General features: G+C 43.5%; 12 protein-coding genes and 1 other annotated feature. Of the genes, 9 read left to right on the top strand and 3 right to left on the bottom strand.

What is annotated here, in order from left to right; genetic code table 11:
• The first annotated feature begins 465 nt into the window (after window positions 1-465).
• The 3 genes from ACN6MV_RS22500 to ACN6MV_RS22490 all read left to right on the top strand — a co-directional run bounded on the left by ACN6MV_RS22500 (window position 466) and on the right by ACN6MV_RS22490 (window position 4,128).
• The gene (locus ACN6MV_RS22500; RefSeq protein WP_375103521.1) at window positions 466-1,458 is read left to right on the top strand and encodes an ABC transporter permease; all 993 of its coding nucleotides are present in this window, start codon (window positions 466-468) and stop codon (window positions 1,456-1,458) included.
• A gap of 15 nt (window positions 1,459-1,473) precedes the next feature.
• Complete coding sequence (locus ACN6MV_RS22495; protein ID WP_231573854.1) at window positions 1,474-2,436, top strand: carbohydrate ABC transporter permease; 963 nt, start codon at window positions 1,474-1,476, stop codon at window positions 2,434-2,436.
• Between the two features lie 93 nt (window positions 2,437-2,529).
• On the top strand, window positions 2,530-4,128 hold the full coding sequence (locus tag ACN6MV_RS22490) for an ABC transporter substrate-binding protein (RefSeq protein WP_375103520.1): 1,599 nt from the start codon (window positions 2,530-2,532) through the stop codon (window positions 4,126-4,128).
• Window positions 4,129-4,210: 82 nt separating this feature from the next.
• Here the strand turns inward: ACN6MV_RS22490 and ACN6MV_RS22485 are convergent, their stop codons facing one another.
• Genes ACN6MV_RS22485 through ACN6MV_RS22475 form a run of 3 tightly spaced genes read right to left on the bottom strand, consistent with a single transcriptional unit; the run spans window position 4,211 to window position 8,537 of the window.
• Window positions 4,211-5,488 carry an ABC transporter substrate-binding protein gene (locus ACN6MV_RS22485; protein WP_419884894.1) on the bottom strand — a complete coding sequence of 426 codons (1,278 nt, stop codon included), beginning with the start codon at window positions 5,486-5,488 and terminating at the stop codon, window positions 4,211-4,213.
• Between the two features lie 23 nt (window positions 5,489-5,511).
• The gene (locus tag ACN6MV_RS22480) at window positions 5,512-6,756 is read right to left on the bottom strand and encodes a response regulator (protein ID WP_419884893.1); all 1,245 of its coding nucleotides are present in this window, start codon (window positions 6,754-6,756) and stop codon (window positions 5,512-5,514) included.
• An 11-nt stretch (window positions 6,757-6,767) separates the two neighbouring features.
• Window positions 6,768-8,537 (bottom strand): sensor histidine kinase, encoded by a 1,770-nt coding sequence (locus ACN6MV_RS22475; protein WP_419884892.1) that lies wholly within the window; start codon window positions 8,535-8,537, stop codon window positions 6,768-6,770.
• 352 nt (window positions 8,538-8,889) lie between these two features.
• Here ACN6MV_RS22475 and ACN6MV_RS22470 point away from each other — a divergent pair, with 352 nt between their 5' ends.
• From ACN6MV_RS22470 to ACN6MV_RS22445, 6 genes are all read left to right on the top strand, one after another.
• Entirely contained in the window at window positions 8,890-11,139 is a 2,250-nt protein-coding gene (locus ACN6MV_RS22470) for a copper amine oxidase N-terminal domain-containing protein (RefSeq protein ID WP_339287474.1), read from the top strand.
• A gap of 227 nt (window positions 11,140-11,366) precedes the next feature.
• Window positions 11,367-11,828, top strand: a complete 462-nt coding sequence (locus ACN6MV_RS22465; RefSeq protein WP_042190503.1) for a Fur family transcriptional regulator — start codon at window positions 11,367-11,369, stop codon at window positions 11,826-11,828.
• A gap of 2 nt (window positions 11,829-11,830) precedes the next feature.
• Entirely contained in the window at window positions 11,831-12,094 is a 264-nt protein-coding gene (yidD, locus tag ACN6MV_RS22460; RefSeq protein ID WP_042190501.1) for a membrane protein insertion efficiency factor YidD, read from the top strand.
• Window positions 12,095-12,134: 40 nt separating this feature from the next.
• Window positions 12,135-12,395 (top strand) — a binding site (T-box leader).
• A 49-nt stretch (window positions 12,396-12,444) separates the two neighbouring features.
• Window positions 12,445-14,457 (top strand): methionine--tRNA ligase, encoded by a 2,013-nt coding sequence (gene metG / locus ACN6MV_RS22455; RefSeq protein ID WP_076284468.1) that lies wholly within the window; start codon window positions 12,445-12,447, stop codon window positions 14,455-14,457.
• Window positions 14,458-14,668: 211 nt separating this feature from the next.
• A complete protein-coding gene (locus ACN6MV_RS22450; protein WP_149646735.1) occupies window positions 14,669-15,667 on the top strand; it encodes a metal ABC transporter solute-binding protein, Zn/Mn family in 999 nt (332 codons plus the stop codon).
• 34 nt (window positions 15,668-15,701) lie between these two features.
• The gene (locus tag ACN6MV_RS22445; protein WP_042129853.1) at window positions 15,702-16,451 is read left to right on the top strand and encodes a metal ABC transporter ATP-binding protein; all 750 of its coding nucleotides are present in this window, start codon (window positions 15,702-15,704) and stop codon (window positions 16,449-16,451) included.
• The last annotated feature ends 178 nt before the right edge of the window (window positions 16,452-16,629 follow it).

The raw sequence follows: 16,629 nt of genomic DNA, 5'->3' as shown, positions 1-16,629 counted from the left end.
GACTCCATAGGGAATGAATGGACTATCGACCAACCTGAGGCTGTGGTAGAAGAGCAAAGACTATCGACAAGCCTGCGGCTGTGATAGAAGAGCAAAGATTATCGACCAGCCTGCGGCTGTGATAGAAGAGCAAAGATTATCGACCAGCCTGCCGCTGTGATAAAAGAGCGAAAGAATTATCGACCAGCCTACGTCTGTGATAAAAGAGCGAAAGAACTATCGACCAGCCTGCGGCTGTGATAAGTACATAGTAATTCAGCCTACGGCTGTAATAAATTAAATGATTTTAAACATTAGAGATGATTCTCCTTAGTTACTAAGGATAATCATCTCTTTTTTTATAGAAATATAATATGTTCCCTATACTCCCATAATTTATCATATGTTTTAATTAGAGTGTAAGAAGGAAATGCAAGACGGTAGCTTAACAGCGTGATAAAGGCCTTAGATTGGGATGATGGGGAAATGGGGGAACTGAAAATGAGTGTGACGAATCCTTCCGTCAGCTTGTCAGAAGTAAAGAAAAGAGGCAGGGGGAGAGCGCCGAATTTTCTAAGAGTGATGAAGAAATATTGGGTGTTCTATTTGATGATGCTCCCAGCCATTATTATTCTGATCATCAATAACTACATACCGATGTTAGGGACGGTAATTGCTTTTAAGGATATCAATTACCAGAAAGGGATTCTAGGCAGCGACTGGGTCGGGATAGCGAACTTTAAGTATCTATTCTCGACGGAGACGGCTTGGGTCATTACAAGAAATACCCTATTGTACAACACTGCGTTTATTGTACTCACACTATTTTTTTCACTGGCTTTTGCGATTATGTTTAACGAAATGCGCAGCAGATGGCTATCGAAATTCCATCAGAGTGCGATGTTTCTCCCGTATTTTCTCTCATGGGTCGTCGTTAGTTATTTAGTATACGGCTTTCTGAGTGCAGAGCATGGATTTATGAACAAGACGCTGCTTCCTTTATTTGGAGTCGATCCAATTGAATGGTACTCACAGTCGCAATATTGGCCAGGGATTCTAGTGATAGTGAAACTGTGGAAAGAGATTGGATATACGACGGTCATTTACATGGCTGCGATCATCGGTATAGATCATGAATATTATGAGGCTGCGCTGATCGATGGTGCTTCTAAATGGAAGCAGATTCGCAAAATCACACTACCACTGATCAGTCCGGTTATTATCGTAATGACGCTGCTGCAGATTGGCAGGATTTTTAACGCAGACTTCGGATTGTTCTTTCAGGTTACTAGAAATGCAGGCGCATTATACTCCACTACGCAAGTTATCGACACCTATGTGTATCAGACCTTCCTAGCGATTGGTGATATAGGGATGTCTTCTGCCGCGGGTCTCGTGCAATCTGTTGTAGGATTTCTACTGATCTTCTTAGCGAATCTAGCCGTACGACGAATAAGTAAAGATGATGCGTTATTTTAGAGGGAGGTGGGAGTGTTGAGCCAGGCAGAAACTACAATCGGGCCGTCAGGTCGTACAGGAAAGAGAACTAAACGGCAAAGACAACCCAATGAAATTTCGAATATTTCCAATTTGTTAATTAATATATTCTTCTGGATCTACACAGCGATTTGTGTGGTCCCGTTGATTCTCGTAATTATCGTATCGTTTTCGGATGAGAAATCCGTTGTACAGAATGGTTATAGCTTTTTTCCTAGCAAGTGGGATATTTCTTCTTATGAATTTCTGTTAAAAGATTATTGGCAGATTATAGATGCGGCTGCCGTTTCCTTATTTGTGACAGTGGTTGGAACGATTCTGAGTCTCGTGATTATGGCAATGTATGCCTATCCTATCTCACGTGGAGATTTTCCACATCGTAATTTCTTTTCGTTCTTTATGTTTTTTACACTGCTGTTTAATGGAGGTCTAGTACCTTGGTATCTGGTTTATACTCAAATGATGCATTTGAAAGATACGCTATGGATTCTGATTATGCCACTGCTGGTTTCAGCATTCTTTGTTATCATTTTGAGGACCTTTTTTGCAAATACAATCCCGCCGGCACTCGTTGAATCCGCTAAAATCGACGGGGCACCAGAGTTTCGGATCTTCGTTCAAATCATTCTGCCATTGTCGTTACCGGTATTAGCTACAGTGGGATTATTTCAGACTTTGGCGTATTGGAATGACTGGTATCTCAGCTTAATCTTCATTTCGCCAGAAGGGCATGTCAATCTACAGTATCTAATGTATAAGACGATGTTGAATGTTCAATTCTTGACTGCGAGCCCTCAAGCGATGGCAGCCTTAGCTGCACAAGGTGTAGAAATCAATCTGCCGACAGAAACGGTAAGAATGGCGATGGCTGTTATTGGTATCGGTCCAATCGTGTTCGTGTACTCTTTTTTCCAAAAGTATTTTATCAAAGGGCTTACCGTTGGTGCTGTTAAAGGCTAATGAGGTTTGGAATGGCTTAATTCGGCGCTCTATGCAAGTGTGTGAACGTCCGATTCAGCATATATAAATATTTTGAGGGAGGTTATGGTATACATGAAGGCTATTCGAACAAGCGTACTATTAACACTGATGCTTATCGTGGTACTCAGTCTTAGCTTAGCTGGATGCGGAGGAAATAACGGAAATAATGAAGGGGCTTCACCAGCGCCAAGTGAAAATGCAACCGCTACCAACGCTGCGGCAACAGATGAGCCTGCTGCAGATCCTACAGCTGAACCTGAGAAGAAATTAGATCCTTATACTGTCAAGTTAATCTATGTCGGTGCCGTTCAAAAGGATGAACAGGTTGTTGAGGATGCTATCAATAAGCTTCTAGAACCTAAAATTAACGCTAAATTGGATATCGCACCGATCGACTGGGGTCCATGGGACAATGATGTCAACCTGAAGATTGCCAGTCAGGAGAAATTCGATATTATTTTTACAGCGCAATGGAAAAACTATGTAACCAACTCCGCTAAAGGTGCTTACCTCCCGCTTAATGATGATAACGGCAAGTACGGTAATCTATTGAACGAATATGGCCAAGGGATTCTTAAAAACCTCGACCCGCAATTCTTAAAAGGTTCTGCGATCAATGGTGTGAATTATGCCGTTCCTACGAATAAGGAGTTAGCCGCACAAGGCGGGATCGTGTATCGCTCGGATATTGCTGATGAACTAGGCATTGATATGTCGAATGTAAAGACCATTCAAGATCTGGATGCCGTTCTCAAAGTCGTAAAGGAGAAGAGACCAGACCTTACTCCACTGTATTTCAAACAAGGAGAGACCTTTAACTCTCAGTACATGGCACAGTACGATACGCTTGGTGATGCTTCAATTCCGGGCGTTCTGCTTAAGGATTCATCGGACACTAAAATTCAATCTATGATTGAGCTGGACCGCTATAAGGAAATCATCAAACTTACCCGTGAATACATGAAGAAAGGTTATATTAACAAAGATGCGGCCGTTGCAACGAATTCTACACAAGATGCAATGAAGGCTGGTAATGTCTTTATGACAGTACAATCCCTTAAACCTGGTAAAGATAGCGAATTGGCTAATGCTACAGGTTTGGTTGGTAAACTGAAACAAATTGCCTTTAACGAACCAACGATTTCTACCAGTGACGCCGCAGGTTCGATGTTAGCGATCTCCGCTTCCTCTGGTGATCCAGCTCGTGCCATGATGGTCTTAGATCTTTTGCACACGGATAAGGAAATCAATAATCTCCTCGTATTTGGTGTAAAAGGTGTTCATTATGATGTCGTTAGCGGCGATACGATTAAAGCTACTGACAAAACGGGTGACTATAATACTGCTGCCGCCTGGATGCTTGGAAGCCAATTCCTGAATCCTGTATGGGAAAGCGAAGCTCCAGACAAATGGGAGCAATTCAAGGCTTTTAACTCCAAAGGTAAAGCTTCTGTAGCACTAGGCTTCAACTTCGACGCATCCTCTATGAAGACTGAAATGGCGGCTTGTAAAGCTGTAATGGATGAATACGATATCAGTTTGGACACCGGTTCTGTTGATCCAGATACCGTGCTGACTAAGTATGCCGACAAGCTGAAGAAAGCCGGACTTGATAAGATTATTGCAGAAAAGCAAAAACAATTGGATGCTTTCTTAGCTGCTCAAAAATAAATCCTTTAAGCGAAACTAAAAGGCTATCCCCGGCATGATAATAATGCTGGGGATAGCCTTTATTGTGCGATTGATAAATAGGTTAGCGGAAGGAAGTATCTATTTTTTGTGCCACCTGAATGGCAAGTGACCAAGCCTGCTCGGGATCTAGTTTACCTTGCTCAGCTTTGGTCAAGTATTCGAGCATATTTATTTCTACATCAGCATGGTGAGGACCGTAATAGGTAGGAATTACTTCTTGTGCTGCTGTAGAGAGGACACGTCCAATCTCTGAGTTAGGAAAATAGGGATCATACAGGTTGTGGATCTCTGGATCGTCATAAATTTTGGGTGTGGAGGGAAATGCACCTTGTGTCTTAAATGAAATTAGTTGCTGTGCCGGCTCGGTTAACCATTTGATAAGCGCGAATGACTCCTCTGGATGACTGCCTGTTCTAGGCAAAGTAAGGACGGAACCTCCCCGATTAGCGCTGTTTCCTGGGATGGTCGTTACATTCCATAATCCGCTGGCTGTTGGAGCACTGCTCTTGATATGATCAATCATCCAAGCTGGACAGAGCATAACTGCAAAGTCTCCATTTAGCAGACCTGCACCCCAGCGCTGTGTATCTACGGCAATACCGGCGGATAGATTCAGCTTAAGCGCTTGAATCGCGAAGTCCCAGGCTCCTTTAACTGCAGGATTATTTCCTACGATCAGTTCTTGTGTAGTGGGGCTGTAATATTGAAGCTTGGACTGGCGCAAAAGGGTTAGATACAGATTCTCTAAGTCATTGACAAAGGCTTTACCAGTTGCCTCATGAACTATAGTGCCGGCCCTGAGGAATTGGTCCCAAGTTTGGATTCTATTTGCTACTTCTTCAGGTTTGGTAGGGAGTCCAGATAACGCGAAAATATCAGTCCGATACAACATAGCGTAAGGACCAATATCAGTCGGTAATCCGAAGATAAAGTCAGTCCCGAGCACCTCCTGCCACTTCCAACTCAGGAATTGATCCTTCAGATCACTCGCTCCAAATGTTGTTAGATTATAAAAATAATCGGGGAACTGCTTAAAACGATCCAAATAGCTAATATCAATAGCCGCTACATCAGGGGAACTATATCCTGCTGCAAATGAAGTCTGCAGCTTGGCGGGAAGCTGCGTGGAGGTAGAGGTCTGAATACGGATTTCTAGATCGGGATGCTGGGATTGATACTCGGCTATAAGCGGCTCAAGACCCGATCCAGCGGTAAGCCAGATGTTCAGCTGGATCGGGTCTTGTAGATCAATTTCTTCCTTGGAGGGAGAGATCTGGCAACCACTTGTATGAAGAAGCAATCCAAGGGCTAACAGGACAGTCATCAACTTAGCGTTCACATGCAAGAGAACACACCTCGACTTTATTTGTTATGCTTCTGAAATTCCTGAGGAGTCATACCCATGTATTTCTTGAATATGAGGCTGAAGTATGCAGGATCCTTAAAGCCAACTAAATCGCTAACTTCGTAAACCTTAAGCGTAACATTATTTAACAGCTCTTTTGCTTTTTGAATACGGAGCTTGGTTAGGAAACTGGAGAAGCATTCTCCTACATCGTCTTTGAACAGACGACCAAGATAGGTGGGGTTCATGTATAGTTCATCTGCGATCATTTTGAGTGAGAGGTTCTCTTGGAGTCGGGAATTCATTACCTCAATCATCATAGAGATTACCCTGCGTGTAGCCTTAACCTGTAGTTGTTCCGTAAGCTGTGGGGACGCCGAGTACATAGATACATCATTATAATAGATAACCGATCGGGTACTATCCTTTTTGATCTGTTGGCACGCCTGTAGACTCTCATGATAGGCTGTTGTGAGAGCTCCAAGGTCATAATGAGGGTTGGAGACACCCGCGCTGAAAGGCGATTTCAAGATACTTGACAGCTTACTCATCGTCTCCTGCGTCAACGCCTCATCGATTCTTTCAGATTGTTCATGCGGATAGAATAACATGATTATTGCTTCTTGCTCTTCTTGTATGCCGACAACGTTAGCGTAAAGTGAAAAACACTCTTCTAATATATTGATTACGGCTGCATACATTGCTTGTTCGGACCAGTACTGTGGCATATCATCACCTAGATGATTTACAGTTACGACGACAAAAGAATGAAAGGGAGGGATGAGCTGTTCTTCAAAATAGGGCAATGGAATGCCATAAAGAAGATCGGAAAGGCGCTTCTCACGTAGATTCTTTTCTCGTAGTTGCGATACTTGCCTATGTTGCTTTTTTAATTCCAGACGTTCGTACACACTTGTTACGACTTCGAGGATATTTTCGACTGAATTTGGCTTGACCAGATATTCTCGAACACCGTACCGAATGGCTTGGCTGGCATAGGAGAAGTCCTGATAACCTGTGAGTAGAACCGTTTCAGTGTCAGGATAACATTCATGGATATGCTTAGAGAGCTCGAGTCCATCCATGCCGGGCATTCGTATATCTGATATTACGAGATCGACAGCATGCTCTTTTAACAATTGCACAGCTGCTAATCCGTTCTCTACTGACCCAATGATGCTAAAATTCTGGTTCGCACTTCCCAGCATTTCTGACAGAGAACGTCGAACAAAACTCTCGTCATCAACAATTAACACATTCATCACTTCGCCCCCTACCCTTGATCGAACTGTAATGGAACAGTGACTTTTACTAATAAGCCTCCGAGTTCGCTTGTTGATAAATGAAGGCCAAATCCATGTCCATAGATTAGTTCTATACGATGATTTAAATTGGAAAGACCGATACCGGTGTGAAGCAGCTTCTCTGGCTTGACCTCGTCACTGATTAAGGCCTCTGCCATTCTTGCCTCGCTCATGCCTTCCCCATTATCTTCTACAGTTAGCACAAGTAACGTGCCCTCACTGTAGGCTCGAATACGTATGAGCCATACCTCCCGTAGCGTAGGTTCAAGTCCATGAGTGATGGCATTCTCTACAAGGGGCTGAAGGGTTAGCTTCATAAGCTGCCGATTCATGACCTCAGGGTTCACATGCAGATCAACCTGTAGTTTGTCCTCGTAGCGTAATTTTTGCAGATAAATGAACCGTTCTAATTGCTGTAAATCCTCCTCAACCGTAACAAATTCCGATCCTCGATCAATGCTATAACGGAGCAAGTCGCTAAGTGCGAGCACCATTTGTGACTCTTCTCGCAGGCGCTTATTAGCAAGTGACCAATAGATGGTATTTAAAGTATTGTAGAGAAAATGAGGGCGGAATTGTGCTTTTAGTGCCACGATTTGAGCTTGTTTTTCACTAATTTGTTTACTTGAAAGGTCAGCAATGGTGTGGTCCAGGTTTTGAAGCATGGAGTTATAGCTTGAGTAGAGGATAGCCATTTCTTTGTTCATGGTTGTCTTTACAAAAGGCAGGGTGGTTCCACGCTCAACGTTGCTTAGTTTGGTTGCGAGATTTCGAAGCGGTTTAGATAGTGTCCACGAGAAAAAGGAAGTAAACAATAGCGCTGCGGCCATCCCCAACAAACCAATAAGTATAATATTCCGGCGAATGCCATTTAAATCTTTAACAGCTTCTTTAGAATCAATATAAGCAAACACACTCCACTCGCTATAGGTTGAATAGGCATAGGATACGAACATATTGCGGGAGTTTATGGTATGCGGGATGATTCGTGCTTTATGGTTGCTGAATTGATTTAGAATTCTGTCATCCATATACAGCCCAATCTCATTTGGATCCGTGGAATAAACAATGGTGTTAAATGAATCAACAATTTGGATTTTCTCATTTTTACCCAGGTGAAATTGGCTGACAGCGTTATGAATGACCTCCACAGGGAGGACGAGAAATAGAGTTCCTAACCGATTTAAATCATTCCAATCATTAATTTGCCTTGCTCCCATGACCACAGGGATCGTACCGTTCTGCCATACATCTACACCAAACCAGACCATGCGGCCGTTATTCTTTGCTATAGCTGGAAACCAATAGGCCCCGCGGATTTCCTTCTCGCTGTCCCAGATTACTTTTAAAGAACTGCTATTGGTATATACCTGATTATCTGAAAGTCCGAGCAGCTTGAACTGGATGTCAGAGTTGATGGAACGTGTCTGTTGATCGATGTAGCGGGTAATATCCATAGCGTCAGTATGAGGTGTGCGGGATTCTGCTAAGTCTCCCAGTGTTTCTTGAATCAAGGGACTGAACATGATCGTAGATGAGAGTTTGTCATTATCTTGAAGAATAGCATCCATTTTACCTTGAAGCTGTTTGACGGACTCTAGAATATATTGGTTCGACCGGTTAAGAACGGCTTGGGATGACGAACGGTAGGACAAAAATATCGTAAAGGCTACGATCGTAAAGATGATTAGTGAGAAACCCATGATTAATTGAACGAGGATGGAGATTTTCTTGGACATGTCATCACCCGCATGAAAAAGATATTCTTCCATACATTGTAACAAAAGCAAATGAATGCGAATATACCTTACCGCAAAATACACATATTTATATGGATAATCTCATTTTTTTCGGGGGGGAGCTGAAGGGTGGGTTGTGGTTGATTTAATACTGAGTTAATCTTTCTTTACCTTAAAATGAAACTTTTTGCGGTCGAATGCGTCTAATACTATGGTTTGTTATAACGAACGTGGCAAAAAGCAATTGTTCCGCTCTGTAGAGGGTGGATACGTTTTTGCGGGGAATATAAGAGGCGTATGAAAAAGACAGAGACCTACTTATATTTACAAATAGGAGCAGAGGAGTTATATCATGGATTTGAAGAAATTAACGTTAGTTGCTGTTTTGGCCATCTCTCAGGCCGCCTCGGCAGTGCCGGCTTTTGCCGAAGCTGTCAATAATACCTCCGGTAATACCAATGAAGTAGGGGCAGCTGCTACATCTGTGACGGATGTTATGCCAGAGGCTACTGACCCATTGCCACCATTGCAGACTGAGGGACCAGGGGGAGTAGTATCACCTACACCAACTCCTACTCCAATTCCTGGAGCAACAACTGAACCTGGAGCAACAACTGAACCTGGGGTAACAGCTGATCCTACGGCAACAGCTGAACCTACAGCAACACCACTTCCAACAGCAACACCTGTACCTACTACACAGCCAACACCAACAGATGGCGTTCGTGCCGCGGCTAGTAATCAGCTTGTACTAATGATGAACAGTAAAAAAATGTACCAAAACGGTGTTGAATATTTGGCTAATCAGCCTATGGCCGTGAAGAATGGTGTCTCATACGTTTCGATCCGAGCTATGGTAGAGCGCGTAGGTGTGAAATACATTTACGATTATAAAACGAAAGAAACGATTGTTACCAAAGGAAGCGATGTAATGCGCTTTAAGACGGATAGTAAGATCTATTCCGTTAATGGTAAAAATGTGACGATGAAAGGTCCCGCTTACCAAATTAATGGTACGTTCATGGTTCCTTTGACGTCCATCACCGGTGCGTTAGGCATTCCTTATACCGTTGATAATGTGCAAAAAAGAGTAATTCTTACGCTTAACACGAAGCCTAAAGCTTCTTTTACAGTGCCGACTGAGATTTATGCGGGTGAGCTTGTGAATTTTGTGACCTCCAATTCTTCTCCGAATGGTACAGCTATTGTAGATGAACGTTGGGAAGGTAAGCAGGATGCTTATGATCAACCAGGATTTTATGTAGTATCCTATTCCGTTATGGATGCGAATGGACAATGGAGCGATCCTTACTCCGTGACCATCAATGTACTTAAACCGAATACACCACCAGTCGCTAATTTCACGACAGACAAAGACTCTTACAAAATGGGTGAAATGATCACTTATTCAGATCTAAGCAGCGACCCAGACGGTGATCAAATTGAAGTGACTTGGACGAACAAAGCAGAAGCGTTCTTCACTCCAGGTCCAGCAACAGTAGCCATTCAAGTAAAAGATTCACATGGCGCAATCAGCACTTTTGAGAAGACCATTAATATTTCAGATGAAATCATGTACAGTAAAGAGGATTTCTACAGATTGTTCGGTTCTCCAGGTAGTGTATTTAACATCGATGGATCGATGGTTCCAACTTGGCAGAAGGTAGCGTATAACCTTTCTTCTGAGCCTTATACCCTTATCCGCAGTAACAGTCCAGAAACAGTGAATACGGAAGGGATCACGTATAAAGAAACATCATTTGGCGGAACCCGCTTCTTGGTTCACCACAAGAATAATATGAATATTAAAACGAAGGTGTATGTGATTGCTAAGAATAACAATCTGTACCCTACGACAATTACAACCGAATATGTAGGCTTTGGCGGTCCAAACTCTTATCCAGAAGGTACTGGTAAAATGTCAGTGCAGCGGTACTGGGAGTCTATGCAGACTAGAAGAGATTATAAGACAACGGTCCTACAACCCGGGGAAAGCGTCTCGATTCTTACGGATCTAAACAAAATTGCCATGAAACCAGGCGAGATTGTATCACTCCAAGCGGATTTATTTAGTGATTATCCTATTGAATATAATGTCATGATGATCGATGCGAATAAAGATCCTTTGACAACACTGCCTACACTTCCAATATTGGATCGTGATGGGGTGCATAACAGAGGAACTTATGCTGATTCTACACGCATCATCACGGTTACCGATGAAGTAGGAGTAACTCCTGCGAGACTTCTTCTCGGTGACAATTCGAGTGATTTGAATTTGATCGGCGTAGACCCAATGAACGGTACTGAAGCATCGAATGCGGGTAATTTCGGGGTGTTATACAAAATCAAATTCGATCGTGTTGCACCTAATTCCTTGATTACGTTTAATCCACGTGGCGGTAATTACATGGGTCCTGTCTTAGTTAACGGTCAAATTGTACACATGCCGACATCTGGAAGTCTCTCCAGTGCTGACATGAACAGTGTAATTTATCGTACTGGCGATTATGGCGGCTCCGTGGAGATTTTGTTCACAGCAGCTTCTGGTAGTAACTTGCCGGTGAATTTCCTAGTTACACCGCTACCTGCGAAGAAATAAAATAATATGTCCATCCTTTAAGTTATTTGGGATTAACTGAAATAAAAGTCCGGCTGAATATTCCACCAAGGAATACTCAGCCGGACTTTTTGTATTTAAATGTATGATTTTACTCCGATGAACGCTCATGCACTTGGTTGTTTCATTGACGGGGCATTTATTTTGGGGCATTATTAAGAGAGTGAAGTATAAATGAAATGAACTGAAATGTTATGGGAGATGAGCGTATGCTGTCGACAGAACAAATATTAGAGGTCATGTCGGGGCAAGGTCTGCGAATCACCGACCAACGCAAAACGCTTGCCAAGTTATTCGGCGAGAATAAGGGTTATTTGTCAGCGAAGGATGTCTATGAGCATATGGGCCGCAAGTATAGCGGACTTAGCTTTGATACCGTGTACCGCAATCTGCGTGTAATGGAAGAGCTTGGTGTACTTGAACAAATCGTCTTTGAAGACGGAGTGAAATTCAAGGGAAGCTGTAATCATCAGGATCACCATCATCATATGATTTGCCTTCAATGCGAGAAAACCTACCCGATTAATTTCTGCCCGATGAATTTAACGGATACACCTGATCAATTCCGGGTAGTCAAGCATAAATTTGAGGTGTTCGGTTATTGCAAAGAATGTGAAGAGAACCGGGAAGAAGAGCTAGTCGCAGCAGCTAATCGCAAAAAAGGGGTCTAAGAATGGCGACCCTTCGTAGAACGATTCAGGCTCCCATTCGGGTGTACCGCAAGTACATTTCCCCGATTAAGCCTGCCACTTGTCGCTTCTATCCAACCTGCTCTGCCTATGCACTAGAAGCTATTGAAGTCCATGGTCCACTTAAAGGTTCATGGCTTGCTGCCAAGCGGATTGCTAGATGCCATCCCTTCAATCCAGGGGGACTTGATCCGGTTCCGCCTCTTGAGGAACACCCCACGAAGAAGGATTCTGCTCGCGCGACTTGACACGAGCCCTTGCCATTGGGTATATTCACAGGTAATAGTATGAATTCCGAGGAACGGATGAGTAAATCGGTACGCCCATTACAGAGAGCCGGAACGAGCTGAAAGCCGGTATGGAGCGTTAGATTGAATATGGTCCGGGAGGAACTGTGTTCGAGCGGGAACTGCAATTGAGGTTCGCGTAAGATAACGGCGTGTTCCAGCGTTAATGGACAGTTCCCGAGAGGGAACTGGCGAAGCCTGATCTCTGTGAAGAGACAGGAAATTTGGGTGGTATCGCGTGAGTTATACTCTCGCCCCATTAAAGGGGCGGGAGTTTTTTGTCTTTTTATGAAAGAAAGGATGATTAATCAATGAGCGAAAAGAAAACTTTTTACTTAACTACACCTATCTACTATCCGAGTGATAAGCTGCATATCGGACATGCTTATTCTACCGTAGCTGGAGATGCAATGGCCCGCTACAAACGTCTACGCGGCTATGATGTAAGGTATCTTACAGGTACAGACGAGCATGGTCAAAAGATTGAACGGAAGGCAGAGGAAGCAGGTAAAACCCCTCAGCAGTTCGTAGATGACATCGTTGTTGGCATTAAGGAATTATGGCGCAAGCTAGACATCTCCAATGATGACTTCATCCGTACAACGGAAGAGCGTCATAAAAAGGTTGTTCAGGATATTTTTGATCGACTGCTCAAGCAAGGTGACATCTATAAAGGCGAATATGAAGGCTGGTACAGTATTCCGGATGAAACCTTCTATACAGAAACACAATTGGTTGATATCGTTCGAGATGACAATGGCGTAATCATTGGTGCAAAAAGCCCTGATAGCGGTCATCCGGTTGAACTGGTGAAGGAAGCGAGTTATTTCTTCCGGATGAGTAAATATGCAGATCGATTGCTGCAATTTTATGAGGAGAATCCGGAGTTTATTTTGCCGGAATCCCGTAAAAACGAAATGATCAACAACTTTATCAAGCCTGGTCTGGAGGATCTTGCGGTTTCCCGTACGACTTTCGATTGGGGTGTTAAGGTTAAAGGCGATGAAAAGCATGTAGTGTACGTATGGATCGATGCATTGACAAATTACATTACTGCTTTGGGTTACGGTTCCGAGGATCGAAGTCTGTACGATAATTTCTGGCCTGCTGATGTGCATATTGTCGGCAAAGAAATCGTCCGTTTCCATACGATTTACTGGCCAATCATTCTAATGGCGCTGGGTGAGCCTCTTCCGAAAAAGGTATTTGCTCATGGTTGGCTGCTCATGAAGGATGGCAAAATGTCAAAATCCAAAGGGAACGTAGTAGATCCAGTTACATTAATTGATCGTTACGGCCTGGATGCACTTCGTTATTACCTGCTACGGGAAGTACCGTTTGGTTCGGATGGTACATTCACACCGGAAAGCTTTGTAGATCGGGTTAACTATGATCTTGCTAATGACCTTGGTAACCTGTTGAACCGGACAGGTGCGATGGTAGAGAAGTATTTCGGTGGAGAGCTTCCAGCGTATGAAGGAAATGTAACAGCATTTGATGGTGAGCTTCAAGCTGCGGCAGAGAATACTTATGCCAAAGTAGAAGAAGCGATGGAAAAAATGGAGTTCTCCGTAGCGCTAACAGCGATCGGGATCTTTATCAGCCGCACCAATAAATATATTGATGAGACACAGCCTTGGGTGCTTGCTAAGGATGAGAGCAGAACAGCTGAGTTGGCTTCCGTAATGAGACATCTTGTGGAAGGTCTTCGCACCGCTTCCATTCTACTGCAGCCGTTCTTGACGCAAACCCCAGCGAAGATTTGGGAACAGCTTGGCATCGAAGTTGGTGAATTAACGACATGGGACAGCGGCAAGACCTTTGGTCTGATTCCGGCAGGAACAAAGCTGGTGAAAGGCAATCCAATCTTCCCTCGTCTGGATGTGGAGCAAGAGGTAGCTTATATCGCCGAAGCCATGGGCGCTGGTAAACCGGCTGCTGAAGCGACCGAAGCAGCACCTGCGGCTCCTGTGGTATCCGAGCCTGAGGAAGAGCATAAAGAAGAGATCGGCATCGACGATTTCGCCAAGGCTGAGCTTCGGGTAGCTCAGGTCATTGCAGCTGAGCCTGTGAAGAAAGCCGACAAGCTGCTGAAGCTGCAGCTGGATCTAGGTTATGAGCAGCGTCAAGTCGTTTCTGGTATCGCGAAGTTTTACACACCGGAAGAGCTGGTAGGCCAAAAAGTGATTTGTATTGTGAACCTGAAGCCAGTGAAACTGCGCGGAGAATTGTCCCAAGGGATGATTTTAGCGGCTTCTAAAGGTGACCAGTTAACCATCGCCACAGTACCAGATAGCATGCCAAATGGAGCTATTGTGAAGTAAGATTCGTTATGTAGAATCTATATATGTAATTGTTATATAAGAAAGGGAATGCTCCTTCAGCCAGCTAGGCTGTGGGAACATTCCTTTTTTCAACGTATAAGCAGGGATAAAATTCAGAATCATCTTATTAGGATTTATTGTTGACTTATCGTAATGATTACTATTATACTTCTAATAGTAAAGATTACGATTTGAGAGGGAGATCAATTTAATGGTTGCTATGAAGTCACGAATAAGTCTGCTTATACTTGCATTGGTGCTTGTATTTACACTCACTGCATGTGGACCAAAGAGCAGTGGAAGTATAGTTGAAGGGAAAGTAAATGTTGTAACTACTTTTTATCCTATTTATGAGTTTACTCGGGAAATTGGTGGAGATGATATAAATGCCATTAATCTTCTTCCGGTTGGTGTAGAGCCGCATGATTGGACACCACGCAGTCAGGATATTGTCAACACCTCCAAAGCGCAATTGTTCTTGTACAATGGAGCAGGGCTTGAGGGATGGGTTCCTAATTTTCTAAAAGGACTTGATAGCAGCAGTAAAGTGGAAGCTGTTGAAGTAAGTAAAGGTGTTGATTTAATAATGACCGATGAAGATGACGGACATGATCATGGGGGAAGCGGCGAAGAGGATCATCACGAAGATGATGCTGATCATAATAGCCATTCTTCTGAGGACAGCCTTCATACGGACCCACATACCTGGGTAAGTCCGAAATCAGCGATCATCATGGCGCGCAATATAAAAGAAAGCCTTCAATCTGTGGACCCTGAGCATAAAGATGGTTATGAAGAGCGTTACAATAAGCTTGCTGAACGTTTACAGGCTTTGGATAGTAAGTTTGAACAGGAGCTTACCAAGCTGCCTAACCACAAAATTGTAGTTTCGCACCAAGCTTTTGCCTATCTTGCCCGTGACTATAAGCTTGAGCAGCATGCTATTATGGGATTATCCCCAGACGCTGAGCCGCGTGGACAGGATTTAGTAAACCTGGCGAAGATGGTTAAAGAGGAGAAAATTCAATACATCTTTTTTGAAGAGCTTGTCTCCGATAAACTGGCTAAGACGTTAGCGGCTGAAGCTGGTGTGTCTACTATGGTTCTTAATCCGGTAGAGGGTCTTACTGCGGAGCAAGAAAAGAACGGGGATAACTACTTCACCTTGATGGAGAAAAATTTGCAAAATCTGATTATGGCTTTACAATAAAAAGGAAAGTATAAGGAAAAGGCGGTGCTAAAGCATGCAATCGGTATCCTTGGACTGCCATCAGCATATCATCGATATACAGGATCTTTCTTTTTCATATGGTGAACAGAAGGTGATCTCGAATCTTAACTATAGTGTAAGAGAACGAGACTTCCTTGGTATCATTGGTTCTAATGGCGCTGGTAAAACAACACTGATGAAGATGATCGTCGGTTTGCTTCCGGCAAGCAGTGGTGAAATCAAATTATTTGGAACGCCTGTCCGCAAGTTTAAAGACTGGGAACGGATAGGTTATGTTCCACAAAAGAACGCCTTCAACCCGCTGTTTCCAGCAACGGTGCGTGAAGTAGTGCTATCTGGTTTGTACAACAACAAGAATCTTATTCGAAGAGTATCTAAGGCTCAGCATCGTCAGTGCGAAGATGCACTTGAAGTGATGCGGATACAGGATATTGCGGAGAAAAGAGTAGGCCAGCTGTCAGGCGGTCAGCAGCAGCGTGTATTTCTAGCACGTGCGTTGATCAACCATCCGGATCTGCTGATTTTGGATGAGCCTACAGTCGGTATTGACGCTGAATCCCAAGCAGGATTCTTTGATCTAATTACACATATGCATGCCCATCATCATATGACATTCCTGATGGTGTCGCATGATATCGACATGATTAAAAATTACTTAGGGAATGAACCTGTGCAAACGAACGGTAAGATTAACTTTTTCTCCCGTCACTCTCATGATTTGCAGAATTGTACGGAAGAGAACCTGCAGCACACGCTCTCTTAGGTCATAGTTAAACTCTGAATCGCAGTTTTGTCTGTGGTTAGAGTTATACATAGAGTGTGCGGAAGTCAGGGGTTTCTCATTCTGGTTAATTCTAATTTTTCCGTATCTAGATACCACCTAAGTACAAGCGTGCCCCGTAAGGGGCGAAAGCGATCTTTCCCCGACCTATCTATGTTCG

The sequence above is a fragment of the Paenibacillus sp. B-A-8 genome, assembly GCF_048572915.1.
In the GTDB taxonomy this organism is placed as follows: domain Bacteria; phylum Bacillota; class Bacilli; order Paenibacillales; family Paenibacillaceae; genus Paenibacillus_AQ.
The sequence above is the reverse complement of the archived record's forward strand: the minus strand, read 5'-3'. Positions and strand labels throughout refer to the sequence as shown.